The 22,337-nt window shown below is 74.1% G+C and carries 23 protein-coding genes; 5 read left to right on the top strand and 18 right to left on the bottom strand.

Annotated elements, in window-relative coordinates; all coding sequences use genetic code 11:
• Positions 1 to 3: 3 nt before the first annotated feature.
• Genes IO39_RS21870 through IO39_RS21860 form a run of 3 tightly spaced genes read right to left on the bottom strand, consistent with a single transcriptional unit; the run spans position 4 to position 4,213 of the window.
• The gene (locus IO39_RS21870; protein ID WP_052423189.1) at positions 4 to 1,776 is read right to left on the bottom strand and encodes an ABC transporter ATP-binding protein; all 1,773 of its coding nucleotides are present in this window, start codon (positions 1,774 to 1,776) and stop codon (positions 4 to 6) included.
• Positions 1,773 to 4,070, bottom strand: coding sequence for a lasso peptide biosynthesis PqqD family chaperone (locus tag IO39_RS21865; protein WP_052423188.1), 2,298 nt, complete (start codon positions 4,068 to 4,070; stop codon positions 1,773 to 1,775). Before IO39_RS21865 ends, IO39_RS21870 begins: the two co-directional genes overlap by 4 nt.
• The gene (locus tag IO39_RS21860) at positions 4,067 to 4,213 is read right to left on the bottom strand and encodes a lasso RiPP family leader peptide-containing protein (protein WP_169789091.1); all 147 of its coding nucleotides are present in this window, start codon (positions 4,211 to 4,213) and stop codon (positions 4,067 to 4,069) included. Before IO39_RS21860 ends, IO39_RS21865 begins: the two co-directional genes overlap by 4 nt.
• 256 nt (positions 4,214 to 4,469) lie before the next feature.
• Here IO39_RS21860 and IO39_RS21855 point away from each other — a divergent pair, with 256 nt between their 5' ends.
• Positions 4,470 to 5,138: an alpha/beta hydrolase gene (locus IO39_RS21855; RefSeq protein WP_043626018.1), complete on the top strand. Its 669-nt coding sequence runs from the start codon at positions 4,470 to 4,472 to the stop codon at positions 5,136 to 5,138.
• Between the two features lie 45 nt (positions 5,139 to 5,183).
• Here IO39_RS21855 and IO39_RS21850 read toward each other — a convergent pair whose 3' ends face one another.
• Positions 5,184 to 6,032 (bottom strand): helix-turn-helix transcriptional regulator, encoded by an 849-nt coding sequence (locus IO39_RS21850; RefSeq protein ID WP_043626016.1) that lies wholly within the window; start codon positions 6,030 to 6,032, stop codon positions 5,184 to 5,186.
• Positions 6,033 to 6,194: 162 nt separating this feature from the next.
• On the opposite strand from IO39_RS21850, the gene IO39_RS21845 reads away from it, so the two are divergent.
• Together IO39_RS21845 and IO39_RS21840 are read left to right on the top strand one after the other, a co-directional pair.
• Positions 6,195 to 6,566 carry a beta/gamma crystallin domain-containing protein gene (locus tag IO39_RS21845; RefSeq protein WP_043626010.1) on the top strand — a complete coding sequence of 124 codons (372 nt, stop codon included), beginning with the start codon at positions 6,195 to 6,197 and terminating at the stop codon, positions 6,564 to 6,566.
• Between the two features lie 261 nt (positions 6,567 to 6,827).
• Complete coding sequence (locus IO39_RS21840; RefSeq protein ID WP_157548736.1) at positions 6,828 to 7,751, top strand: hypothetical protein; 924 nt, start codon at positions 6,828 to 6,830, stop codon at positions 7,749 to 7,751.
• 99 nt (positions 7,752 to 7,850) lie between these two features.
• On the opposite strand, the gene IO39_RS21835 is transcribed toward IO39_RS21840, so the two are convergent.
• Positions 7,851 to 8,438 carry a TetR/AcrR family transcriptional regulator gene (locus tag IO39_RS21835; protein ID WP_043626005.1) on the bottom strand — a complete coding sequence of 196 codons (588 nt, stop codon included), beginning with the start codon at positions 8,436 to 8,438 and terminating at the stop codon, positions 7,851 to 7,853.
• A 96-nt stretch (positions 8,439 to 8,534) separates the two neighbouring features.
• Between IO39_RS21835 and IO39_RS21830 the strand changes: the two genes are divergently transcribed.
• Both IO39_RS21830 and IO39_RS21825 read left to right on the top strand, forming a co-directional pair.
• Positions 8,535 to 9,578 carry an NAD(P)-dependent alcohol dehydrogenase gene (locus IO39_RS21830; protein WP_043626003.1) on the top strand — a complete coding sequence of 348 codons (1,044 nt, stop codon included), beginning with the start codon at positions 8,535 to 8,537 and terminating at the stop codon, positions 9,576 to 9,578.
• 165 nt (positions 9,579 to 9,743) lie between these two features.
• Positions 9,744 to 10,916 (top strand): hypothetical protein, encoded by a 1,173-nt coding sequence (locus IO39_RS21825; protein ID WP_211267100.1) that lies wholly within the window; start codon positions 9,744 to 9,746, stop codon positions 10,914 to 10,916.
• Positions 10,917 to 10,964: 48 nt separating this feature from the next.
• On the opposite strand, the gene IO39_RS21820 is transcribed toward IO39_RS21825, so the two are convergent.
• The 13 genes from IO39_RS21820 to IO39_RS21760 form a co-directional block, all read right to left on the bottom strand.
• Complete coding sequence (locus IO39_RS21820) at positions 10,965 to 11,498, bottom strand: OsmC family protein (protein WP_043625999.1); 534 nt, start codon at positions 11,496 to 11,498, stop codon at positions 10,965 to 10,967.
• A gap of 2 nt (positions 11,499 to 11,500) precedes the next feature.
• The gene (locus IO39_RS21815) at positions 11,501 to 12,121 is read right to left on the bottom strand and encodes a VOC family protein (protein WP_043625996.1); all 621 of its coding nucleotides are present in this window, start codon (positions 12,119 to 12,121) and stop codon (positions 11,501 to 11,503) included.
• On the bottom strand, positions 12,118 to 12,687 hold the full coding sequence (locus IO39_RS21810) for an alkylhydroperoxidase domain protein (RefSeq protein WP_043625993.1): 570 nt from the start codon (positions 12,685 to 12,687) through the stop codon (positions 12,118 to 12,120). Before IO39_RS21810 ends, IO39_RS21815 begins: the two co-directional genes overlap by 4 nt.
• 88 nt (positions 12,688 to 12,775) lie before the next feature.
• On the bottom strand, positions 12,776 to 13,363 hold the full coding sequence (locus tag IO39_RS21805; protein WP_043625990.1) for a CMD domain protein: 588 nt from the start codon (positions 13,361 to 13,363) through the stop codon (positions 12,776 to 12,778).
• Complete coding sequence (locus IO39_RS21800) at positions 13,360 to 14,364, bottom strand: putative FMN-dependent luciferase-like monooxygenase (RefSeq protein ID WP_043625987.1); 1,005 nt, start codon at positions 14,362 to 14,364, stop codon at positions 13,360 to 13,362. The genes IO39_RS21805 and IO39_RS21800 overlap by 4 nt, the downstream gene beginning before the upstream one ends.
• Complete coding sequence (locus IO39_RS21795; RefSeq protein WP_043625984.1) at positions 14,361 to 15,923, bottom strand: dipeptide ABC transporter ATP-binding protein; 1,563 nt, start codon at positions 15,921 to 15,923, stop codon at positions 14,361 to 14,363. Before IO39_RS21795 ends, IO39_RS21800 begins: the two co-directional genes overlap by 4 nt.
• Positions 15,920 to 16,729, bottom strand: a complete 810-nt coding sequence (locus tag IO39_RS21790) for an ABC transporter permease (RefSeq protein ID WP_084773264.1) — start codon at positions 16,727 to 16,729, stop codon at positions 15,920 to 15,922. The genes IO39_RS21795 and IO39_RS21790 overlap by 4 nt, the downstream gene beginning before the upstream one ends.
• Before the next feature lie 5 nt (positions 16,730 to 16,734).
• A complete protein-coding gene (locus IO39_RS21785; protein ID WP_245642115.1) occupies positions 16,735 to 17,679 on the bottom strand; it encodes an ABC transporter permease in 945 nt (314 codons plus the stop codon).
• Complete coding sequence (locus IO39_RS21780) at positions 17,661 to 19,334, bottom strand: TIGR04028 family ABC transporter substrate-binding protein (protein ID WP_157548734.1); 1,674 nt, start codon at positions 19,332 to 19,334, stop codon at positions 17,661 to 17,663. Before IO39_RS21780 ends, IO39_RS21785 begins: the two co-directional genes overlap by 19 nt.
• Before the next feature lie 147 nt (positions 19,335 to 19,481).
• Positions 19,482 to 20,006, bottom strand: coding sequence for a hypothetical protein (locus IO39_RS21775; RefSeq protein ID WP_043625977.1), 525 nt, complete (start codon positions 20,004 to 20,006; stop codon positions 19,482 to 19,484).
• A gap of 207 nt (positions 20,007 to 20,213) precedes the next feature.
• On the bottom strand, positions 20,214 to 21,143 hold the full coding sequence (locus IO39_RS21770; protein ID WP_043625974.1) for an NAD-dependent epimerase/dehydratase family protein: 930 nt from the start codon (positions 21,141 to 21,143) through the stop codon (positions 20,214 to 20,216).
• Complete coding sequence (locus IO39_RS21765; RefSeq protein WP_052423187.1) at positions 21,140 to 21,538, bottom strand: DUF6463 family protein; 399 nt, start codon at positions 21,536 to 21,538, stop codon at positions 21,140 to 21,142. The genes IO39_RS21770 and IO39_RS21765 overlap by 4 nt, the downstream gene beginning before the upstream one ends.
• Positions 21,535 to 22,092, bottom strand: a complete 558-nt coding sequence (locus IO39_RS21760; RefSeq protein ID WP_043625971.1) for a TetR/AcrR family transcriptional regulator — start codon at positions 22,090 to 22,092, stop codon at positions 21,535 to 21,537. Before IO39_RS21760 ends, IO39_RS21765 begins: the two co-directional genes overlap by 4 nt.
• Between the last annotated feature and the right edge of the window lie 245 nt (positions 22,093 to 22,337).

Raw genomic sequence — 22,337 nt, 5'->3', positions numbered from 1 at the left:
GGTTCAGCGGGCGGCGAAGGCGCGGAAGGCGTGGCTGGTGGCGAGGAGTTCGTCGTAGGCGCCCGTGGCCAGCACTCGCCCGTGCCCGAGCACGACGATGTGGCGGGCGGCACGGATGGTGGACAGCCGGTGCGCGATGACCAGCAGCGCGCAGGTCCGGGAGACGGCCGCGGTGGTCGCGGCGAGTGCCGCTTCGGCGGCCGGGTCGAGGTGCGCGGTGGGCTCGTCCATGAGCAGCAGGCGGGGCCGGGTGAGCAGCGCGCGGGCGACGGCCACGCGCTGGCGTTCGCCGCCGGACAGGCGGATCCCGCGCTCGCCGACCGGCGCGGCCAGCCCGCCGGGCAGGCGGTCGATCGTGTCCCGCAGGCCGGCCAGGTCGACGGCGCGCGCGACGCGGCTCTCGTCGGCGTCGGGGGCGGCGTAGGTGAGGTTGTCGAGCAGGGTGCCGTGGAGGAGGGGGGCGTCCTGCTCGACCAGGCCGATGCGGGACCGGCAGTCCTGGCGGGTGAGGCGGTCGGCCGGCACACCGTCGAACAGGATGACGCCCCTGTCGGGGTCGTAGAACCGGCTGATCAGCGCGAAGATCGTGGACTTGCCGGCGCCGGAGGGGCCCACCAGGGCGACATGGGTGCGCTGCGGGACGGTGAAGGACACGCCACGCAGCACCGGCCGGTCCTGGTAAGCGAACCAGACGTCCCGGAAGGCCAGCGCCGGCGGCTCCCCGGCGGAGGTGCACGGCGCCGGCGGTCGGCCGGCGAGGTGTCCGGGGCCCCGCGCCGGGTGCGGCTCGGGCGAGGTGTCGGTTTCGACGGGCAGGTTCAGCACCTCGTGGACGCGTTGCAGGGCGCCCTGCCCGCGGCGGAGCGTGGCGACGGCCTCGAACATGGTGCCGACGGGCATGACGAGATAGAGCGCGTACATCAGGACGGCCACGAGGTCGCCCAGCGTGGTGGCGCCGGTGGCGACCCGTACGCCGCCGATGAACAGCATCAGCAGGAAGGAGCCGTTGGCGGCCAGCTTCATCGCGGGCTGGACGGTCGAGACCAGTTTCGCGGCGCGGACGCCGGCGGCGCACGCGGCCTCGGCCGCCGCGCCGATCCTGGCGGCCTCCCGGGCCTCGGCGCGGCCGGCCCGTACGGTGCGGATCGCGGTCAGGGCGCGCTCCAGGTCCGCGCTCATCGCCCCGACGCTCGCCTGGCCGTGTTCCGCCGCCGTGCGGATGCCCGCCAGCAGGCCGCCCACCAGCGCGGCGGCCACCGCGATGACGGCGAGGATCAGCACGAACAGCACGGGGTCGAGCCAGACCATCAGGCCGATCGCCACCAGCGCGGTCAGGACGCTGGTGGTGAGGTCCACGACGGCGTGCGCGATCACCTCGCGGAGCCGGTCGGTGTCGGTGGTGGCGCGGGAGATGAGGTCCCCGGTGCGCCGGCGGTCGTACTCGGCCATGGGCAGCCGCAGCAGCCGCGCGATCATGGCGGTGCGTACGCGCAGGACGGCGCGTTCGGCCGTGCGGCCCATGAGGTAGGTCGCGAAGGCGTCCGCCGTGGCCTGCGTCGCGAACAGCGCGGCCAGGACGGCGAGGGTGCCGGCGAACGCGCGTCCCGCCCCGGCCGCGTCGATGGCGTTCTTGGCCAGGAGCGGCTGGAGCAGGCCGAGCCCGAGGCCGGCCAGGCTGAGCGCCACCGCCGCCGCGACGGCCGGCCGGTGCGTGCGCAGCAGGCGCAGCAGGTGGCGGGTCCGCGGGCGGTCCGGGAGGCCGGGCTGGAGGGTCACGGTGGGGCGGTGGTCTCGGTCAGGCCGGCGGCGTGCAGGCGTTCCAGCAGGGCGGCGACGTCGGCCGTGGCGGTGGGGGCGGCCCCGGGATGGGCGGTGACGAGCCGGCGGGCGGCCTCCGCGGGTGTCGCGCCGTCGAGCAGGGCCCGCACGACGAGGTAGGCGGTCGGGTTGAGCTGCCGGTAGCGGCCGGTGCGCTCGTCCAGCAGCACCGCGCCGTCCTCGACGGGCGTGCAGATGACCCCGCGGCGCAGCCGGAACCCGCCCGGCTCCGGCGGCGAGGGGGAGGAGGACGCGCGGCCCGCCGTGTCCTGGTGAGAAGACGGGCGTGCCGGGTCCGGCCGGGACGGCGGGCAGCGCGGCGTGTGCGGGTCGGGAGGCGGGGCGAGGCCGGTGGAGGCCTCAGCCGGCGGGGCGAGGCGGGCGGCTGTCTCGGCCGGCACAGCAGGCGGGGCGAGGCTCGGGGGCAGGGCGCGCAGCCAGTTCTCGACGGCGACCAGGCTCATCAGCTCCAGCAGGGCGCTGTCGGCGGGGGTGTGCAGGCAGGCCCGGCGCAGAGCCGCCGGATCGGCCAGGCCGAGCCCGGCCAGGCGGGAGTCGCCGGCCATCGCGATCAGCTCGTCGCGATGGCGGGCCAGCCCGTCGTAGAGGTCGGTGCCGAAGTCGGCCTTGGTGGTGCGGGCCAGGCAGGCGGCCGGCACCCGGCCGGTCATGGCCGCGACGGTGAGGGGTTTGCAGGCGCCGGGCCGGACGAGGTGGTCGATGCGGGTGGCCAGCACGGCGGTCATGACGTGGTCGTCGTAGTAGGGGACGTGCAGGGCGGCGCCGTGGGCGGCGGTGAGGTCGTGCAGCGGCCCGAAGCCGGCGGCGGAGATGCGCAGGTGGGTGATGACCTGGTGCTGGGAGCGCAGGGGGGCGAGCGGGCGGGCGGCCCGGGCGGCCCGGCCGAGCAGCCGGGCGGCGGTGGCAGCGGCCTCGCGGGTGACCCAGGACGGCAGGCGCGGCGCCACCTGCCAGCCCATCTCGGGCCCGCCCGGGGGCGGCGCGGACGCGGCGAGCAGGGCGGCCTGCGCGGCCAGCCAGGTGGGATAGTCGCGCCGGTCGGCCAGCGCGGCCAGGGTGGCGCGGCGGCTCCACCGTTCCAGGACCCGATGGTGGCGCAGGTGCCACCACAGTGCGGAGGGCCGGATGCGCGCCAGGTCGTGCAGGTAGCCGTGGGTGGGGGTGAGCAGCTCGTCGCCGCCGTGCCCGCCCAGGTGGAGGCGTGCGCCGTGCCCGGCCAGCAGGGCGGCGACGGCGGTCATGCGGTGCAGGGCGTGCAGGCCGAGCAGCGGCTCGTCCAGGCCGGTGACGGGGGTGGCGACGCCGGAGAACCAGCCGGGCAGCGTGCCGGGGGCGGCGACGAGGTGCTCGGCGTCCAGGTGCGCGGCGGCGCGGCGGGCCCACGGCTCGTCGTCGTGGTCGGGGTCGCGCTGGCCCATCCGGAAGGTGACCAGCCGGGCGCCACGGGCGCGGGCGGCGGCCTGGGCCAGGAAGCACAGTGGGGTGGAGTCCAGCCCGCCGGACAGGTCGGCGGCCACGGTCGCGCCGGCCGTCACGCGTACGTCCACGGCGCGCCGCAGCGCCTCGGCGAAGGCGGGCGCGGCCTGGGCCAGGGGCAGGTGCGCGGGCGGCGGCCGCCACCAGGGGCGCAGCCGCAGCGGGCCGTCGCCGTCGAGATAGGCGGCTTCACCCGCCGGTACGGGGTGCACGCCGCGCCACAGCGTGCCGGCCAGCTCCGCCGGAGGCCGCAGCGCCGGCAGGTGGAGGGCGAGGCGTTCGGCGTCGAGCTCGGCGCCAGCCGGGCGCAGCCGGGCCAGCAGGGCGGCCCGGTCCCCCACCACGGTCACGTCGCCGAGGCCGGTGTGGAACAGGCGGCGCAGCCCGGAGGCGGTGCCCTGGGCGCGCACCGCGCCGTCGGCGGTGAGGACGAGGTGGTAGCTGCCGGGGATGCGCTCGGCCAGCGCGTCGGCGTGGTCTCGATGCCGCAGGCGGCCCAGGTGGCGCGCCAGCTCGATGGAGGTGATCGCGCTGTGCCCGACGACGGCGGCCGCGGTCGTGCCCGCGCGGGCGCACACGGGCCGGCAGGTGGTGAAGCAGCCGACCAGGCAGGGGCGTCCGGAGGCGTGCCGCAGTGCCACGACCGCCCCCGGCAGCGTGGCCAGGGCGGCGGCCGGCCCGGCCGCCGCGGCGCTGTCGGGCAGCACCACGAACCAGTCCGCGCCGGCCGCCGCTTCGGGCGAGGACGCCGTCACGGCCGGTAGTAACGGCGCGGGAAGGGCCAGTCGCCTCCGTACATGGCATAGGCCTGGGTCTCTTCGGTGAAGTCGCCCAGCTCCCGGACCTCGGGCGGCTCGTAGCCGGCCGGGGCGGCGGTGGTGATGCGGTCGTGACTCATGGGGATTCCCTTCTGGAGGTTGAGGACGCGCATCTCCCACGCGTCCTGACCCTAGAAGCATCCCCAACAGGACTTATAACTTAAAGTAGCGATATAGTTACAGTAGGTAGCCATACATGTAAGATCCACCTTATAGGCTGCGGCTGACCGGCGCCGAGGGCCGCGTCCACGGCGGCGACCAGCGTGGCGCGGCCCGCCGTCCGCGAGCCCCGCGCATCCCGATCCCCGCACCGACGACCCCCTGGGAGTACCGTTCATGACCACCGTGATGCTGGTCCACGGCGCCTGGCACCGGCCGGGCACCTGGGCCAAGCTCGAGACCGAGCTGCGCTCGCTGGGCTACGACACGCTCGCCCCCGCGCTGCCGAGCTCCGGCGACCACCCCACCGCGGGCATGCACGACGACGCCGCCGTGCTGGCCGCCGAGCTGGCGGCGGCCGACGGGCCGGTCGTGCTGCTCGGGCACTCCTACGCGGGCATCCCGATGACCGAGGCCGCCGCCGGCGCGCGCGACGTCGTACGCCTGATCTACCTGGCCGCGTACATGCCGGACGAGGGACAGTCGCTCTACACCCTGCACGGCCTGCCCGAGACCGACGACACCGGCGGCCTGTACCCCCTCCTCGACGACCCCCGCACCTCCCTGTACGGCGACCTGCCCGACGACGAGGCCGAGCGGGAGCTGAGCCGCCTGGTCGGCCAGAGCAGGCTCTCCTTCACGGAGAAGGTCACCGCGGCCGCCTGGCGCGACATCCCCTCCACCTACGTCATCGCCGCGCAGGACCAGGCCCTCCCGCCCGCCCTCCAGGAGCGGATGGCGGCCCAGGCCGCCGAGGTCCGCCGCCTCCCCGGCGGCCACTCCCCGTTCCTGGCGCAGCCGCGCCGCCTGGCCACGCTCATCGACGAGATCGTGCGGCAGGTGTGACCACGCGGTCGAGCGCGGAGATAACGCCGGCCGCTCGCGCGGACTTCATGTCAGTTCCGAGCCCGACGCGTGCATGGCGCTGGTGCCGATGATGTTGAGGAGTTTGAGCCGGTCGGCGGCGGCGCTGCCGGGGGCGGCGGTGAAGGCGACGATGCGCAGGTCGCTGCCCGGGGCGGTGAGGATGTCGCAGTCGAGGGTGAGCGGGCCGGCGTCGGGGTGGTGGATGGTCGTGGTGTGGGGTTCGTGGACGCCTACGGCTCCGGTGTCCCACAGGTGCGCGAAGGTGGGGCTGACGGCCCGTAAGTCCTCGATCAAGGAGCGCAGGCCGGCATCGGCGGGGTAGCGGGCGGTCGCCGCCCGCAGATCGGCGACGACGGCCGTCTCGAACCGGCCCGCCTGCTCGGGAATGTGGCCGACCCCGGTGAAGATCCGCCAGGCGACGTTGCGCTCGCGTCTGGGCCAGGTGGACGCGTCCCCGCACAAGGCAGCCCACAACGGGTTCCACAGGATGATGTTCCAGCTCGCGTCGCACACGTTCAGCGCCGTGCCGTCGAGCTGGTCGAGCAGCCGCCGCACGCTCGGCGGGATGTGGGCCGGCACCTTTCCGGGGGCTGGTGGCGGCTGGCCCGCGAGGAGAAAGAGATGTTCGCGCTCGGCCTCCGACAGCCGCAGCGCGCGGGCCAGCGCGGACAGCACCTGCGCTGAAGGGGAGGTGGCCCGGCCCTGTTCCAGGCGGACGATGTAGTCCACCGACAGGCCGGCCAGCTGCGCCAGTTCCTCGCGCCGTAACCCGGCGGCCCGCCGTACCCCCTTGGCGGTCATTCCTAGTGCGGCGGGAGAGATACGGTCGCGCCAGCCGCGTAGCGCCTTGCCTAGTTCCCTGGATCCGCTCATATACCCGAGTATGTGGCTGCCACGGCATCTGAGACAGCCTGGTACTGACAGTCCATAGGCCGCACAGTGCACTTTCTGTCCCCTGGCGATGCGACGAGGGTGGAGACCAGCACCGATGCACTCGTTTCCACCGCATGAATCTCACCTGCAAAGGAGAAGTCCATGAAACGCATCGCCAAACGCGCGGGCCTGACCGCTCTGGCGTCCGTCGCGGTGACGGCCTCACTTGCCGTCGCCCTCCCGACGGCCGCGTACGCGATCAATGAGGTCCCGTGCGCCGGCCGGACCGACCTCGTGCGCGCCACAATCCACGCAACCGGCAGCTCGTCGGTCGACTACTGTTACGCCAACGCCGGAGAGGATATGTACGCCCTGAACATCTGGTGGGTCACCCGGATCTCGACCGGTAACAACCGCGTCCAGTGGTACGGGGACGGAAGGTGGCAGCCGGCTCAGCCGATCCCGAAGTGGACCGTGTTCACCTGGCCGAACCATCCCGGTGGGGTCCGCATCCAGGGGATCAGGATCGTCTGAACCGCCGGCGATATCGGGGCGGCGGTCCTGCCCGATCGCCGCTCCGGCCGGCAAGGCCCCGGGGCACAGCCCCGGCAGATGTTCGGCCGCGCAAACTTCGACCTTCTACGGGCCCGCGTCCTCCGCTGCTCCTGACCCCCGGCACGCTCTGTCACCGAGATCATCGCGAGTGAGCCAGAGCCCAGAATCTCCGCGCTCCACACACGCGCTAGATTCGCTCCATCCGGAACCGGGATCTTCACCCCCAGCAGGATGGACGGCATGCACCCCCTCATCGTCGCCTTGACCCTCGTCACCGCCGCGCCCGCCACGCTCCACGCCGCAGCCGAGCCCGATCCGATGGCGGGCCTGCGCGCGTTGCTCGCCCGCGGCGCCGGCGCGACGACCGAGTTCCACGGCCAGGTCTCCACCGACCTGTCCAAGGAGGTGGTGCTGAGCAACGGCAGGCGCACCTTCATCGGCAGCGGCATGGGGCTGCGCGGCACCGGCCGGGTCAAGCTGGGCCGGGCCGGGGTGATCGCCTCGGAGCACGTCCGGCAGCTCAGCGTGTCCAACAAGGAGCTGATGGAGGAGGCGGCGCCGGACGACCCCTACTTCGCCGGCGTGCTCCGCACGGTGGGGACGCTGCGCACGGTCAGCGTGGGCGGGCGGCAGTACCAGCTCGCGCCGGGCTCGAAGACCTGGGTGCGCACCGGCCGCGCCAGCGGCGCCGCCGCCGCGTACGGCGATCAGCTCGTCAACGTCCTGGAACCGGCCACGCTGCGCACGCTGCTGTCCCTCAAGAGCCGCAAGAGCGTCGGGCCGTGGACCACGGACCGCACCACGGGCCGCAGGCAGCGGATCCACACCCTGACCGGGACGATCACGCTCAAGGAGCTCCACCGCGTCTCCCCCAGCTTCCGCGAGGCCGCGGGGACGGCGGCCGTGGGGACGGCGGAGGTGACGTGGACGTACATGTACGACGACCGGGGGTGGCCGTACCGGGTCGGGTGGCGGTTCTACGCGCATCCCCGGCCCGCGGTCCCGGGGCTGGGGCACGACCGGATCCTGCGGGGGCACCTGGCCACGCAGTACCGGGGCTGGGACAAGCCGATGACCATCACCGCGCCCCGGGCCCGGCCGGGCCGGGGGCTGCCGGTGGACGACCTCGCCGACGTGCTGAGCGCCCCCGGACGCCGCCGATGAGGGGCCGCTGCCCCGCTGTCCCGCTCCTGTGACGCGTCCTCCGCCGCGAGAGCCCCGGCCCGCCGGCCGGGGGAGCCGGGAGCCCGGTTCCGGGTGGCCTCACCCGGGAGCGACGGCGCGGCGGACGGATTCGCGCAGCAGGGCGCGGCGCCGGTCGTGGACCTCGGAGGGCTCCTCCGCCGTGGCCGCGTAGACGTTGCTGACCGGCGACCAGGCCATGGACATGGCGATCACCATGGCCATCAGGTCGAACGGGTCGCCCTGGCGCACCCGGCCGGCGGTCTGGGCCTCGGCGATGGCGCGCAGCTTGGGGTCGTCGAGGCGGTCGTGCTCCTCCACCAGGTGGCCGGCCGGGCGGCGTTCGAGGCGGGCCCAGGTGGCCAGCCGGATGAGGTCGGGGCGGCGCAGGTATTCGTCGTAGAGGCGCACGGCCCAGTCGGCGAGGTCGTCCGCGTCGATGGGGACGACGTTGACGATCCGCTCCAGCGAGCTGAAGAAGATCGCGTCGAAGAGCTGCTCCTTGTTGCCGAAGTAGGCGTAGAGCTGGGCCTTGTTGGTGCCGGCGGCGGACACGACGCGCTCGATGCGCGCCCCGGCGATGCCGTGCCGGGCGAACTCGCGGGTGGCCACGTCGAGGATGCGCCGGTAGGTCGCGGCTCCGCGCGCGGTCTGGGGCTGATCCGCCATGAGGACGACGCTAGCAGACAGAACAGTTGGTTTGCCAAGCGGCCGGTGACGCCTTACGGTGAAACAGACCGAATAGTCTGTTTAAGGAGTGAAGCCGTGCGGACCACCACCGGATGGCAGGCGAACGCCGCGACGGCGACCCTGCGCCGCACTCGGCTGGAGCGGCGCGACCTGCGCCCCGACGACCTCGCGGTGCGGATCGACTTCTGCGGCGTCTGCCACAGCGACCTGCACGCGCTGCGCGACCACGGCGGCGCGGAAGGGCATCCCCTGGTGCCGGGGCACGAGTTCACCGGCGTGGTGACCGAGACCGGGCCCGCCGTCACCCGCTTCTCCCCCGGCGACCGGGTCGCGGTCGGCAACATCGTCGACTCCTGCGGCGAATGCGGCATGTGCCGGGCCGGTCAGGAGAACTTCTGTCACGCCTTCCCCACCCTGACCTACGGCGGCACGGACCGGCAGGACGGAACGCCCACTCTGGGCGGGTTCTCCCGCGAGTACGTCGTGCGCGACCGGTTCGCCTACCCGCTGCCCGCCGGCCTGGACCCGGCCGCCGCCGCTCCGCTGCTCTGCGCCGGCGTCACCGTCTGGGAGCCCCTGCACGCCCTGGGAGTGGGGCCGGGCAGCCGCGTCGCCGTGGCGGGGCTGGGCGGTCTGGGGCACCTGGCGGTCAAGATGGCCGTGGCCCTCGGCGCCACGACGACGGTCGTCAGCCGCTCGCCCGGCAAGGCCGGAGACGCGCGCCGGCTGGGCGCCCACGACTTCCTCCTGTCCGCCGACGCCGGGTGGCCGGCCCGGGCGCGCGACGGGTTCGACGTCGTCATCGACACCATCGCCGCGCCGCACGACCCCGGCCCGTACCTGCGGCTGGTCGCCATGGACGGCACGCTCAGCCTGCTCGGGCACCTCGGGCCGGTCACCGTGGAGACCACGGACCTGCTCGTGGGGCGCAAGAAGCTCAGCTCCGCGGGCAGCGGCGGCCGTCCCGCGACCGCCGCCATGCTGGACTTCTGCGCCCGTGAGGGCATCGCAGCCGAGGTCGAGGTGCTCCCCTCGGCGCGGGTGAACGAGGCCCTCGCCCGTCTGCGCCGCAACGACGTCCGCTACCGTTTCGTCCTCGACATGTCCGATCTGAGCTGAGGACGGCCACGGGCCCGGAGATCGCCATGCCCTGCGTCCCGCACGTCACCCCCTGACGGCCGGCCAAGAGACAGCGGTTGGCCGTGGAGGTGTCAGAACCGCGTGACGGGCCGCCGATGCCTCATGCTGGGCGTGTCCGCAGCACCGATTCCGTGAGGAGCCCCCTTGACCCGGTACGCCGTCGATCGCAGCCGCAACGTCCTGATCGCCTCCTGGAACACGGGGCTGGGGGACACCGCGGTGGTCGTAGCCGATCTTCCCGCCGGGATCTCCGACCACGACGCCCTGCACCTGGCCAGGACGCTGACCCAGCTCTCCGAAGCCTGCTGGCGCTGCTACACCCATCCGGCCAGCGCCGCCGACGACCATGAGCCCGGCTCCAAGGGCGAGCGCCGCCAGGAGGAGCGCGACGCCTTCGCGCGCGTCCCCGCCGCGTTGACGAGCCCCCACCTGCCCTCCGACGGCTACCTGGCCCACTCCGGCATCCGGGTCGAGGAGGCCGCCCACCAGGTCGGCCGCGCCCTGCACCCGCTGCGCGCCGCCGGGCCGGCCGCCCGCGTCATCGCCGACGTCGCCGCCGAGCTGGCCGCCGTCGAGCAGGCCGAGCTGGGCAACCTGACCGGGCGCGCCCGCCAGGCGGTCGCCCTGACCCGCGAGGACGCCTCCCCGGTGCAGGTGGCCCAGGCCAGCGACCTGCTGCATGACGACCCGTTCGGCCCCGAGGCGCTGTTCACCGAGATCGACCCGGCCGCGGCCGCCGTCGCCGCCGCGCACTGGCTGCACGCCGCGGCCACCGTCACCGCCGAGTACGCCGGCCTGCCCGTCACCCAGGTCGTCGCCGAGGCCGACACCATCGAGGCGCTCCCCCACGAGACGCCCACCCTCGTCCTGGAGTCGATGGCCGAGGGCGCCTCGCCCCGCCAGGCGGTGATGCCGCTGATCCGCGACGCCCTGCGGGTCGCCGAAGGCGAGATCCCCGGCCTCGCGGCGCTCCGGCAGCGCATCGCCGCCGCCGAGCGGCTGCTCGACAAGTGGCGGCAGGACCGGCCCGAGCTGGGCCCGGACGCCCTCGCCCTGCGGATCACGCCGCTCGACCCCGCCCGCCCCGCCCTCGACCTGCTGGAGGACCTGCTCAGCGGCATCCGGGGCTGCTGGCTGCTGTACGCCGAACACACCACCGACCTCGACGAGGACGGGGACCTCGACGAGGACCTTGACGAGGACCTTGACGAGGACCTTGACGACGAGGACGAGGAGGACTGGCAGGAGCGCCGCGTCGCCGCGTTCTTCACCGAGGTCCGCCAGGCGGCGGCCGCCGGCCGCGAACGCCTCCTGTGACGGCAGCCGCACCCTGCCGGCCCCCTGATCACCGTCGGGACGGGAGGATCACGTGCCGGCCGGCTCCGCGTGGAGCCTGACCAGTGATCCGGTGACGGGCTGGGGATTGCGGAGCAGGTTGAGTATCGGGCAGACCCGCTCGACCTCCTCGTGCAGCCTGGCCAGCTCCTCGTCCGAGGCGGGCGAGTCGATCAGCACCTCGTAGCGGAAGCTGTACGGGTGCACCGGGACGTCGTTGCCGCCCGGCTGCTGGGCCCTGGGGTCGTACTCGGCGCGGACGTCCACCTCGATCGCGTCCAGCGGCACCTCCAGCTCGGCCGCCTTGATGAGGAAGATGTGGGTGACGCAGCTCCCGAGCACGCCGGCCTGCAGCTCCGGCGAGCCGGGGCCGAGGTCGTAGCCGGCGAGGTCGGGGCGGCTGTCGCTGATCAGCTGGAAGTCCCTGATCCTGATGCGCCGGACGCCGCTGCGGCCCTCGGCGGTGACGTGGGCGTGCAGCGGGACCGGGCCGGCGCCGGGGGCCGCCCGGCGGGACAGCAGGGCCGTGCGCTTGTGGGACAGGTACTCGCGAAGGGTGGTCATGGTCACCTCAGGGTCACGTGGCCGAGCGGGGTGCCGAGCACGACGCGCAGCGCCGGCTCGGGCCCCGGGGAGACGTCGAGCCGGACGCCGAGCGCGGCCAGGTCGCGGCGCAGCGCGTCGGGGTCGGGGTGGACGGCGGAGAAGGAGGTCAGGCTCAGCAGCGGCAGGTCCCCGGCGGCGGGGTGCGGCGTGCCGCCCCAGTCGATGAGGAACGGCACCGGCCGCACCGCCGCCGGGTCGTCACGCCGGGTGAGCCGCCACTCCAGCAGGTGGCCCGACGGGGTGCGCCGCGACAGGGGCCGGACCTCGCCGGGGTCGTAGCCACGCTCGCGCGCCTGCCGTACGGCCTCGCCGAGGTCCGGCGGGCGCACCGCCCAGGCGACCGGCCGGGGCTCGGTCAGGGTCTCCAGGCCGAACGCCCTGGGCCGGACGGTGGCCCGCGGGTCGGGGCCGATGATCTCCAGGTAGGAGGTGGGGCCGAGGCGTACGAGGTGGTTGGCGGTGCCGCCGGGGTGGCTGCCGCCCGGCACCGGGCGGACCCCGGTGAGCCGCGCGAACTCCTCGACCCCGGCCGCGAGGTCGGGCACCGCGTAGACCAGGTGGTCGAGCAGGGGCTCGCTCATGCGCCGGCCTCCGGGGCGGGCTCGCCGAGCGACAGCATGAGGCGGTTGGCCCAGCTGAAGAACGCGGCGGCGTGGATGGCGTCGCTGATGGCCAGGTCGTCGAGCCCGGCCGCGCGCAGCGCGGCGATGTGCCCGGGGCCCAGCGCGGCCGGGGTGCCGGCGACCGCCACGGCGGCGTCGACGATCGCCCGCCACCTGGCGTCCTGCGGGGCGGTCACCCCCTCGTCGAGCAGCCGCCGCACGTCGTCGGGGCGTCTGGAGTGGTGGGCGGCGAAGCGCGCGTGCACGGAGGCGCAGAACACGCAGCCGTTGTGGCGGGAGGTGGCCGTGGCCGCCAGCTCCCGCTCGGCGCGCGGCAGGCCGCCGTCGGGGTGGTGGAAGATGTCCTGGTCGGTCTTGGTGCGGGCGTGCAGGATCTCCGGGTCGCGGGCGAGCAGCCGGAAGTACGGCGAGGCGGCGCGCGCCCGGTCCACCAGCGCCTCGCGGTGGGCGTCGGTCAGCTCGTCCTCGCTCAGGGGCGTCAGCCACGGCCGCCAGCCGAGACGGTCCAGGGTGAAGCCGGTCATGCCGTCGGTCCTTCCTGGGTGCGGCCGGTCGCGCCGTGACCGCTTTCGAGGCCGGTCACGCCGTGGGCGTCTTGGCGGGTGAAGCCGGTCATGCCGGGAGTCCTTCCTGGTTGAGCAGGCGCAGGCCCGAGATCACCCGTACCTGGAAGCTGAGGAACGCGACGAGCTGCGAGAGCGTGACGATGCCCGTGGTGCTCCAGCCCGCGCGGGCCAGGGCGGCCAGGTCGTCCCTGCCGGCCTCGCGGGGCCGGAAGACGAGCAGGTGGGCGTGCTCGAACGCGGCGGTGAGACGCGCGCCGAGCGCGGCGGGATCGCTCGCCCGGTAGCGCGGCCCCTCGACGCTCTCCGCCGCCAGGGCCCCGTCGTACACGCCGTACGGCCCGGTGGCGCGCCCGGCCTCCACCTCGGCCTCGACCGCCTTGAGCAGGCCGGGCGCGAGCTCGGCGAGGCGGCCGGCGTAGAAGCGGGCGACCGCCGCGTCACGGTGCAGGCCGGTGACGAAGGCCGCGACCGCGTCGCGTTCGACGAGCGTGACCTCGCCCTCGTCGTCGGGGCTGAACAGCGCGTCGTAGCCGCGCTGGGCGTGCTCGCGGGCGTCGGGCCGGCGGTCGCGCAGCCGGTCGAGCGGGGAGCCGGGGGTGATCCCGGCCAGGTGGTCGATGACGTCGGTGATCATGTCGTGCTCGCTTCCGTGGAGGGGAGCTGGCCGAGCGCGGGCGCGACCTCGGTCGCGAGCAGCTCGATGGAGCGCAGGACGAGCGGGTGGGGCGGATCGACGGAGTGGACCTGGAAGACCAGGTCGGTGGCGTGGCGCAGGGTGGGGTCGGCGGCCAGGCTCTCGATGACGTCCTGCGGCGTGCCCAGGTGCACGTCGAAGGCGGTGATCCGGCTGTCGAGGTCGCTGCCGGGCAGCTCGAACGGCAGCCGCCGCCGGCCGAGGCCGATCGCGGCGTGGCGCAGCGCCTCGGCGCGGCTGTCGGCCACGAACGCGGTCCGCGACGCCATGACGCGCGGCGCGACCCCGGGCGGCAGGTTCTCCAGGTACGCCTCGACGATCGGGAGCTGCAGGTCGGCCAGCGTCGCCGCCGGGCGTTCGGCGGGCCGCGGCTGGGTGCGCGACAACATCAGCCCGTGCCCGGCCCGCCCCGCCCTGGCCCCGCCGGCGACGGAGAACGTGGCCTCCCACACGGCGTCGAGCAGCCGGGGCGCGGGCGGGTAGAGCCGGTTGCCGCCGCCGAGGTCCTCCCCGGCCCAGGCGCGGCGCAGCACCCACAGGTGCTCGGCGTACAGGGCGGCGCGGTCGGCCGGGTCGTGGCCGAACGGCGCGAACGCCGACGGCGTGCCGCCCCCGCCGACGCCCACCTCCAGCCGCCCGCCGGTGAGCAGGTCGAGCACGGCGGTGTCCTCGGCCACCCGCAGCGGATGGTCGAGGGGCAGCGTGATGATGCCGGTGCCGAGCCGGATGCGGCCGGTCGTGGCGGCGACGTGGGCCAGGAACACCAGGGGCGCGGGCAGCCCGCCCTCCTCCCCGTCGAAGTGGTGCTGCGCCACCCACGCCGAGTCGAACCCGTACGCCTCGGCGTGCCGGATCTGCTCGGCGGCCAGCCGGTAGCGCTCGCCGGGAGGGACGTCGTCCAGCAGGCGGGTGAAGAAGCCCAGCCGGAAGGCGGGCCTCATCGCACCCGCTCCGGGATCGCGGCCAGCAGTTCGCGGGTGTAGTCGTGCCGGGGCTCGGTGAAGACCTGGCGGGTGGTTCCGGTTTCCACGATGCGTCCTTCGCTCATGACGGAGACGGTGTGCGAGATCTGGCGCACCACGGCCAGATCGTGCGAGATGAACAGGTAGGTGAGCCCCAGGTCGTGCTGGAGCCGTTCGAGCAGGTCGAGGATGCGCGCCTGCACGGTGACGTCGAGCGCCGAGACGGCCTCGTCCAGCACGAGCACCTCGGGCCCGGCGGCCAGCGCGCGGGCGATGGCGACGCGCTGCCGCTGCCCGCCGGACAGCTCGCGCGGCCGGCGCGTGAGCACGTCGCGCGGCAGCGCCACCCGGTCCAGCAGCTCGGCGACGCGGGCGCGGCGGGCGGCGCGGTCGCCCAGCCCGAAGTTGCGCAGCGGCTCCGCCACGATCTCCCCGATGCTCTGCCGCGGGTCGAGCGACCCGTACGGGTTCTGGTGGACGAGTTGCACGTGACGGCGGAAGTCTCGGCCGTCGGGTGCCCCCGCGATGGTGACCTTTCCCGAGGTGGGCCGGGCGAAGCGCACGATCATCCGGGCCGTGGTGGTCTTGCCGGAGCCGGACTCGCCCACGAGCGCGTGCGTGGTGCCGCGCGCCACCTCGAAGGAGACCCCGTCCACGGCCCGGAACGCGCGCCGCCCCACCCGGAACTCCTTGACCAGGTCGCGCACGGTGATCGCGGGCCGGGCCGCCGGGGGCGGGTCGCGGAACGGCCGGGCCGACAGGGCGGGGGCGTCGCCGAGGAGCCGCCGGGTGTAGCCGGCCTCGGGCGCGGCCAGCACTCCGGCGGTGGGCCCCTGCTCCACGACGCGGCCGTCCTTCATCACGACGAGCCGGTCGGACCGGCCCGCGGCCACCCCGAGGTCGTGGGTGACCAGCAGCATGGCGGTGCCGTACTCGGCGCGCAGGTCGTCGATGAGGTCGAGGACGCGGCGTTGCACGGTGACGTCGAGCGCGCTGGTCGGCTCGTCGGCGATGACCAGCTCCGGGCGCAGGGCGACGGCGATCGCGATGAGCACCCGCTGGCGCATGCCGCCGGACAGCTCGTGCGGGTACTGGCGGGCGCGCGTCTCCGGGTCGGGCAGGCCGACGCGGGCGAGCAGGTCGAGCACCCGGCCGCGGATCCTGCGGCGGTCGCGCTGCCCGTGCACGCGCAGCACCTCGCCGATCTGGGCGCCGACGGTCTTGACCGGGTCGAGCGAGTTGGCCGGGTCCTGCGGGACCAGGCCGATCCGGGCGCCGCGCACGGAGCGCAGGCGCCGGTCCGACCAGCCGGTCAGGTCGAGCCGCCGGCCGGGCGGGCCGAAGTGGATCGTGCCGGCGTCGACGGAGGCGTTGCCCGGCAGCAGCCCGATGATCGCGTGCGCGGTGGTGGTCTTGCCTGACCCGGACTCGCCGACGACGGCCACGACCTCGCCCGGCTCGACGGAGAGGGAGACGCCGTGCACCGCGCGCCGGCCGTCGTAGGAGACCGCCACGTCGCGCAGGTCGAGCAGGCTCATGGGCGGTCCTTCCCGATCGAGCGGCTGATGCGGCCGGCGGCCAGCACCACGGCGACCACCACGGCGCCGGGCAGGGTGGTCAGCCACCAGGAGGTGGCCAGGTAGTTGCGTCCTTCGGCGATGAGCAGGCCCCATTCGGGGGTGGGCGGCTCGGCGCCGTAGCCGAGGAAGCCGAGGGTGGAGATGGCCAGGATCGCCGCGCCGAACTGCAGCGCGGCCAGCGCGACGACGGGGCCGAGCGAGTTGGGCAGGATGTGCCGCCACAACACCGCCGGGAACCGGCCGCCGCTGCCGAACGCGGCTTCGACGTAGTCGGCGCGCCGGACGCGTACGACCTCGGCGCGGGCCAGCCGGGCGAAGGCCGCGACGGAGCCGGCGCCCACCGCGATCGCCACGTTCACCGTGCCGGGGCCGAGCAGGATGATCACGGTCAGCGCCAGCAGCAGGCCGGGCACCGACAGCAGCACGTCCACCAGCCGCATGACCGCCGCGTCGGCCACCCCGTCGGCGGCGCCGGCCAGCAGGCCCAGCAGCGTGCCCGCGACCAGGCCCACCGCCACGGCCACCAGCGCCCCCGACAGGGAGTGCACCGAGCCGTGCACCACCCGGGCGAAGACGTCGCGGCCGACGGCGTCGGTGCCGAACAGGTGCTCCGCGCCGGGCGGCCGCAGCTTGTCGGCGGGCACGCCCGCGATCGGGTCGTGACCGGTGAACGCGCCGGGCGCGACCGCCCAGAGCAGCACGAGCGCGACCACGGCCCAGGCGAGCCACGGCGCTCCCCGCATCCTGCGCCGTCCCGTCGTCATGGTCTTCACGCCGCCGCCTTCAGCCGGGGGTCGAGGATCGGGAACAGCACGTCCACGATCAGGCTGACCAGCACGAACACGGCCGCGGCGAGCACGACGACGGCCAGCATCACGGGCGTGTCCTGGGCGTTGACGGCCTGCTCGGTCAGCCGGCCGAGGCCGGCCCGGCCGAAGACGGTCTCGGTGACGACCGAGCCCGCGATCAGCTCGCCGAGCGTCAGCCCGGCCACGGTCAGCGTCGGCAGCACGGCGTTGCGGGCCACGTGCCGCCACAGGACCCACCATCGTGTGGCGCCCTTGGCCTCGACCACGGGGACGAACGGCTGGGCGTACACGTGGTCGATGGCGCGGGCGAGCACCTGGGCGATGGGCGCCGAGATCGGCACGGCCAGCGTCAGCACCGGCAGGACGAGCTGCTGCAGCTCGCTGCCGCCGATGACCGGCACCAGCTTCAGCCGGAACGAGAAGATCTGGATGAGCAGGATGCCGAGCCAGAACGCCGGGACGGAGATGAACAGCGACGGCACCGACAGCAGCGCGCCGCGCAGCCACGACGTCCTGCTGTAGCTCGCCGCGAAGGCGATCGCCACGGCGATCAGCACCGCCAGCAGGAACGCGGCCGAGGCCAGCCGGGCGGTCTCGGGCAGCGCCTCGGCCAGCCGCTCGACGACGGGCGCGCCGGTGTCGATCGAGTAGCCGAGACGCCCGGTCAGGAAGCCGGCCAGGGTGGAGACGTAGTCGGCGAGCGGCGAGCCGGCCGCGTAGTGGGCGCGGATCTCGGCGATCTGCTGGGGCGACAGGCCCAGCTCGGGGTTCTGGAACTTGATCAGGATCGAGTCGCCGGGCAGGAGCTGCAGCAGCACGTAGCTCGCGGTGAAGGCGGCCCACAACACGAGCGCCGCCTGTCCCGCCCGCGACAGCAGGTGCCGGGTCACGGCTGCGACTTCCACACCGAGTAGAACCAGGGCCGGGCGACCGCCTCGAAGGCCACGCCCCGCACGTGCGGCGCGGCGCCGTAGACCTGGGGCTCCTCGAACAGGGGGATGGCGTAGCCCCGGTCGATGACGTACCGCTGGATCTCGGCGACCTTGGCGTCGCGGGCGGCCGGGTCGGGCTCCGCGGACTGCTCCTCCACCAGCCGGTCCAGCTTCGCGTCGTCGGAGAGGATGACGTCGCGGTTGCGGCTGTGGAAGTGGCTCTTGATGACGTCCTGGTCGGCGCGGCCGACCATGCCGTGCTGGATGGCGGTCTTCTCGGCGTCCTTGATGTCCACGGCCTGGGTGCCGGCGTCGGCGGGGCGGATCTCCAGCTTCACGCCGATCTTCGTCCACTGCTGGGCGACGAGTTCGAGGGTCTGCTTCGACAGCGGCTGCGGCCCGGAGACGAAGACGCCGAGCTGGAGCCGCTTGCCGTCCTTGACCCGGACGCCGTCGGGGCCCGGGGTCCAGCCCGCCTTGTCGAGCAGCTCGCCGGCCTTGACCGGGTCGTGGGCGAGCCGCGCGGACAGGTCCACGTAGCCCTGGGCGAGGTGGCTGAGCACGGAGGTGGCGACCGGGTAGCTCTCGGTGAACAGGGTGTCGACGATCTCCTTGGCGTTCGTGCCCAGGCGCAGCGCGGTGCGGACGTCGGGGTCCTTGAGGAGGCTGTTGCCCGGCCGCAGGTAGAGGCCGTTGTTCACGCCCCGGGTGGGCTCGGCGTAGATCTGGAAGCCGGCGTCCTTGACGGTCTGCTCGTCGTAGGCCTGCACGTAGCGGACCATGTCGGCCTGGCCCGAGAGCAGCGCGCCGACGCGGACGTTGTCCTCCGGCGTGAAGATGATCTTGATCTCGTCGAGGTACGCCCGGCCCTGGTGCTTCGACGACGGCGGCGCCCAGTCGTAGTCCTCGCGGGCGGCCAGGTGGACCTCCTTGTCCACCACGTGCTTCTTGAGGATGAAGGGGCCGGAGCCGGCGATGTTCTCGATCCGGCACTGCTCCTCGTACGGCAGGGAGATGGTCTTCTTCGACACCAGCCCGGCGCCGATCACGGAGGTGCCCTGGAGGAAGCCCGGCGAGGACCGGTCGAAGTGGAAGCGCACGGTCCTGGCGTCGATGACCTCGCTGCGCTCGTAGTTGTTGACGAACTCGGCGACGGGCAGCTTGAGCCGGTCGTCGCCGCGGCCGTACACGTCGAAGTTGGCCGCCACGGCGGAGGCGTCGAGCGGGCTGCCGTCGCTGAAGGTGACGCCGTCGCGCAGGTGGAAGGTGAACTCGGTGGCGTCCTCGTTGATCTCCCACTTGGTGGCGATCCATGGCTCGATCTCGAGCGTCTCGGGGTTCTGCCAGGTCAGCTTGTCGGTGAGCTGGTTGAGGATGCCGCCGTTGGGATAGAAGCCGGCTGCGGGCAGGTAGAGGCAGGTCGGCGGCTGATGCTCCAGGTAGGTCAGCGTGCCGCCGTACACGGGCGCGCCGCCCGCCGTGGTGCCCGCGCCGGCTGTGCCGCCTGCGCTGTCACCGCCGCTGCCACCGCCACTGCCACCGCCACTGCCACCGCCGCCGCCACAGGCGCCGAGCAGGCCCACGACGGCGACCATGACGGCGGTGAACAGCGGCCTGGATGGAGACATGGGGGTGCTGCCTTTCATGAGCACTGACGACACAACCAGCATAACCTACCTAAATTGTAGAGATTTACCGCGGGGGTGCCCCCCGGGGCGAACGGAAGAGCCCGGCGCCCCCCTTGGCCGGGGGCGCCGGGCTCGACGCGCGAGGGGTCAGAGCTTGCGGATCGACACGGCGTTGTCGCCGACCCCGCCGCCCCGGGCGTAGACGCACAGGTAGCTGCGCACGACGGAGACGACGGTCCAGCCGGGCGGCGCCGACTGCACGCCGCAGATGACGAGGGTGCGGCCGGAGGGCAGGCCGTTGAGGTTCGTCAGGGTCTGCTGGTTGTTGAGCACCCCGTTGGGCGTCTTGCTGATCTCACAGTCGTAGGAGTAGGACAGCGCGGTGGCGTAGAACCCGGCCGGGGGCGGCGGCGTGATGCAGCCGGTCACCGTGCCGCCGGCGGAGGTGTCGGTCACATCCTTGATGGTCTTCGCGTTGTAGTAGATGGTGCCGGGCTGGCCGCACTGGTACCAGTCGAAATAGGCCGTCGGAATCCAGCCGGTGGGGATGGGGGCGTTCGCGCAGACGTTCTGACTGGGGCCGAGCATCTGCGCCGATGCTCCTGCCTGGGCGGGGGAAAGGCCCACGACGGCCGCCGCCGCGACGACGATGGCGATCAGCAGTCTTCTCATCGGCGCTCCTTGGATTAAGGGGTGTCGGATGGACATCACGGCTCATCGTGACAGGGCGCCTGTTTTCCAGAAATATGCTTTATTGCTCAATTCACGGCTGATTATTCCGGGTGTACGAATATGCAATTGCAGAAGGCCGTAACAAAGGAGGCCCGGTTCGCGATGAGACCGGGCCGATTTCTCCCGGCGCGCCGCACGTACCGCCGGTCAGCGCGGGGCGGTCAGGGTCGCCAGCCCCTCGCGGTAGGACGGGTAGGCCGGGGTCCAGCCCAGCTCGGCCTTGGCGCGCCCGGTGCTCAGCCGGATGCGGGTCGCGACCATGAGGGCGTACATGTACGGGGTCGCGCGCAGCAGCCAGGCCGGCATCCGCAGCGGGGCCGGTCCCCCGGCCGCGGCCGCCAGCGCCCGGACGTAGTCGTCGAAGCGGGCGGGCTCGTCGTCGGCGATGTTGTAGGCCCGCCCGGGCACGCCGCGTTCCAGGGCGGCGACCGTGGCCGAGGCGGCGTCCTCGATGTGGATGAGCGCGACGGTGCCCGCCGGGTCCGGCACGGGCAGCAGCCGTTTGCCGGCCAGGTCCATCAGCTTGCGGGTGCTCGGCTCCGGGCCGTAGAACATGCCGTAGCGCAGGGAGACGCCCTCGACGCCGGGGGCGGAGAAGACCTGCTCCTCGTTGGCGCGCATCGAGCGCATGTGGGGGTCGAAGGCGCCCTGCCCCGGCTCGGCGAACGGGCGGTCCTCGGTGACCGGCTCCTCGCCGTGGTCACGATAGCCGTAGCCGAGGAAGAACGACTGGGTGACGAACCTGCGGGCGCCCACGGCGCCGGCGGCCTCGACGAGGTGGGCGGTGCCGCGCTCGCGCAGCGCGTCGGTGGCGTAGAGGGCGCGATGGAAGAGCGGCAGGCCGGCGATCGCGGTGGCCTGGTGCACGACGGCGTCGGCCCGCACCCCGTCGAGGGCGCGCAGCAGGGCCTGCCGGTCCATGACGTCGGCGACCACCGGGACGGCGCCCAGCGTGGCGAGCCGGGCCGCGCCCGCGCCGGAGCGGGTCAGGCCCGTCACGGCGTGGCCGGCGGCGAGCAGGTGCCGGACCAGCACGGTGCCGAGGGTGCCGGTGGCGCCGGCGAGCAGCACGTTCACGCCCGCGCCCCCTCGTCCGCGCCGCGGCGGGCCGCGACGAGCGCGAGCACCCCGATGGCCAGCACCGGCCAGCCGCCGGTGACGGGGAAGTAGATGGCGCACAACGCCAGGCCGAGGAGCACCAGGTACCACCCCAACTGGGCGGGCAGCCGGCCCGTCGTGCGGACGATGTGGCGGGCCAGCGTGCCCAGGGCGAGCAGCGCGACGCCGGAGACCATGAACCAGACGCTGGCCTCGCGGGCGAAGTAGTCGGCCGCGCCGGTGTCGACGACGCTGCGCACGAACCCGTCGGCGGCGATGGCCGCCCACGCGTTGGGCTGGACGAAGGCCCAGCCGAAGTGCAGCACGGCGGTGGCGATGAGCAGCCGGGGGATCCAGCGGTTCAGGGTGGTCATGCGGGGTCCGCCTCCTCGTTCGGGGCCAGGCGCAGGGCCAGGTGGTAGATGTCGCGCAGCTCGGGCGCGGGGACAGGGGGAATGACCTGCTGGGCGCCGATGAGCACCAGGTAGAGCAGGTGGGCCATGGGGGTGACGTCGGGCTCGGGCCCGCCGAGGTCGCGCCACAGGACGCGCAGGTAGTCGATGCGCGTGCGGTCCACGCGCTCCTGCACGGCGCGCACACCGGCGTCCTGCTGGGCCCAGGCGCGCACGGCGCCCTCCAGGCCCTCGCTGCCCCGCTCGTCGTCCAGCACCAGGTCCACCAGGCGGTCCAGCCGGGCCCTGGCGGGCTCGCCGGTGCCCTCGACGGCGGAGATGAAGCGGGCGGTGTGCTCGGCCTCGAAGTGGGCGAGCAGGTCCTTCTTGAAGCCCGTCATGCCCTTGAAGTGGTGGTAGAAGGAGCCCTTGGTGAGGTCGAGCTCGCCGCACAGCCGCTCGATGGTCAGCGCCCGCGCGCCGTCCTCGGTCAGCACGCGCAGCCCGGTCTCCAGCCAGTCGCGTTTGGACGCCATGGCCGGTCAGCCGATCACCGGGACGGCGGGCCCCGGTGCTCCCGGGGGCGTGCCGGGGCCGTCGTCCCTGCCGCGTGGATGGTCTGTCGTCGTCATGGCGGTTCAGCTCCTTCGATCTTCCGCAAGCCGACCATACCGTACCTTATGGTATGGCCCTCCACCGGGGTCTCCCGGAGGTCGCGGCCTCGGCCGCGCCGGTCGGCGCGCTTCGGACGGGTGCGCCGCAGGTGGCCGGGCGCGGGCCG

Source organism: Nonomuraea candida, assembly GCF_000725485.1.
In the GTDB taxonomy this organism is placed as follows: Bacteria; Actinomycetota; Actinomycetes; order Streptosporangiales; family Streptosporangiaceae; genus Nonomuraea; species Nonomuraea candida.
This window is presented reverse-complemented; position numbering and strand designations above follow the sequence as displayed.

Bases quoted from the DNA above. Each gene is read 5' to 3' on its own strand.
- IO39_RS21780 (WP_157548734.1), bottom strand. From the start codon at position 19,334: ATGTCTCCATCCAGGCCGCTGTTCACCGCCGTCATGGTCGCCGTCGTG.
- IO39_RS21775 (WP_043625977.1), bottom strand. From the start codon at position 20,006: ATGAGAAGACTGCTGATCGCCATCGTCGTCGCGGCGGCGGCCGTCGTG.
- IO39_RS21820 (WP_043625999.1), bottom strand. From the start codon at position 11,498: ATGACCACCCTTCGCGAGTACCTGTCCCACAAGCGCACGGCCCTGCTG.
- IO39_RS21795 (WP_043625984.1), bottom strand. From the start codon at position 15,923: ATGAGCCTGCTCGACCTGCGCGACGTGGCGGTCTCCTACGACGGCCGG.
- IO39_RS21840 (WP_157548736.1), top strand. From the start codon at position 6,828: ATGCACCCCCTCATCGTCGCCTTGACCCTCGTCACCGCCGCGCCCGCC.
- IO39_RS21810 (WP_043625993.1), bottom strand. From the start codon at position 12,687: ATGACCGGCTTCACCCTGGACCGTCTCGGCTGGCGGCCGTGGCTGACG.
- IO39_RS21835 (WP_043626005.1), bottom strand. From the start codon at position 8,438: ATGGCGGATCAGCCCCAGACCGCGCGCGGAGCCGCGACCTACCGGCGC.
- IO39_RS21855 (WP_043626018.1), top strand. From the start codon at position 4,470: ATGACCACCGTGATGCTGGTCCACGGCGCCTGGCACCGGCCGGGCACC.
- IO39_RS21860 (WP_169789091.1), bottom strand. From the start codon at position 4,213: ATGAGTCACGACCGCATCACCACCGCCGCCCCGGCCGGCTACGAGCCG.
- IO39_RS21845 (WP_043626010.1), top strand. From the start codon at position 6,195: ATGAAACGCATCGCCAAACGCGCGGGCCTGACCGCTCTGGCGTCCGTC.
- IO39_RS21765 (WP_052423187.1), bottom strand. From the start codon at position 21,538: ATGACCACCCTGAACCGCTGGATCCCCCGGCTGCTCATCGCCACCGCC.
- IO39_RS21760 (WP_043625971.1), bottom strand. From the start codon at position 22,092: ATGGCGTCCAAACGCGACTGGCTGGAGACCGGGCTGCGCGTGCTGACC.
- IO39_RS21815 (WP_043625996.1), bottom strand. From the start codon at position 12,121: ATGAGCGAGCCCCTGCTCGACCACCTGGTCTACGCGGTGCCCGACCTC.
- IO39_RS21800 (WP_043625987.1), bottom strand. From the start codon at position 14,364: ATGAGGCCCGCCTTCCGGCTGGGCTTCTTCACCCGCCTGCTGGACGAC.
- IO39_RS21790 (WP_084773264.1), bottom strand. From the start codon at position 16,729: ATGACGACGGGACGGCGCAGGATGCGGGGAGCGCCGTGGCTCGCCTGG.
- IO39_RS21805 (WP_043625990.1), bottom strand. From the start codon at position 13,363: ATGATCACCGACGTCATCGACCACCTGGCCGGGATCACCCCCGGCTCC.
- IO39_RS21850 (WP_043626016.1), bottom strand. From the start codon at position 6,032: ATGAGCGGATCCAGGGAACTAGGCAAGGCGCTACGCGGCTGGCGCGAC.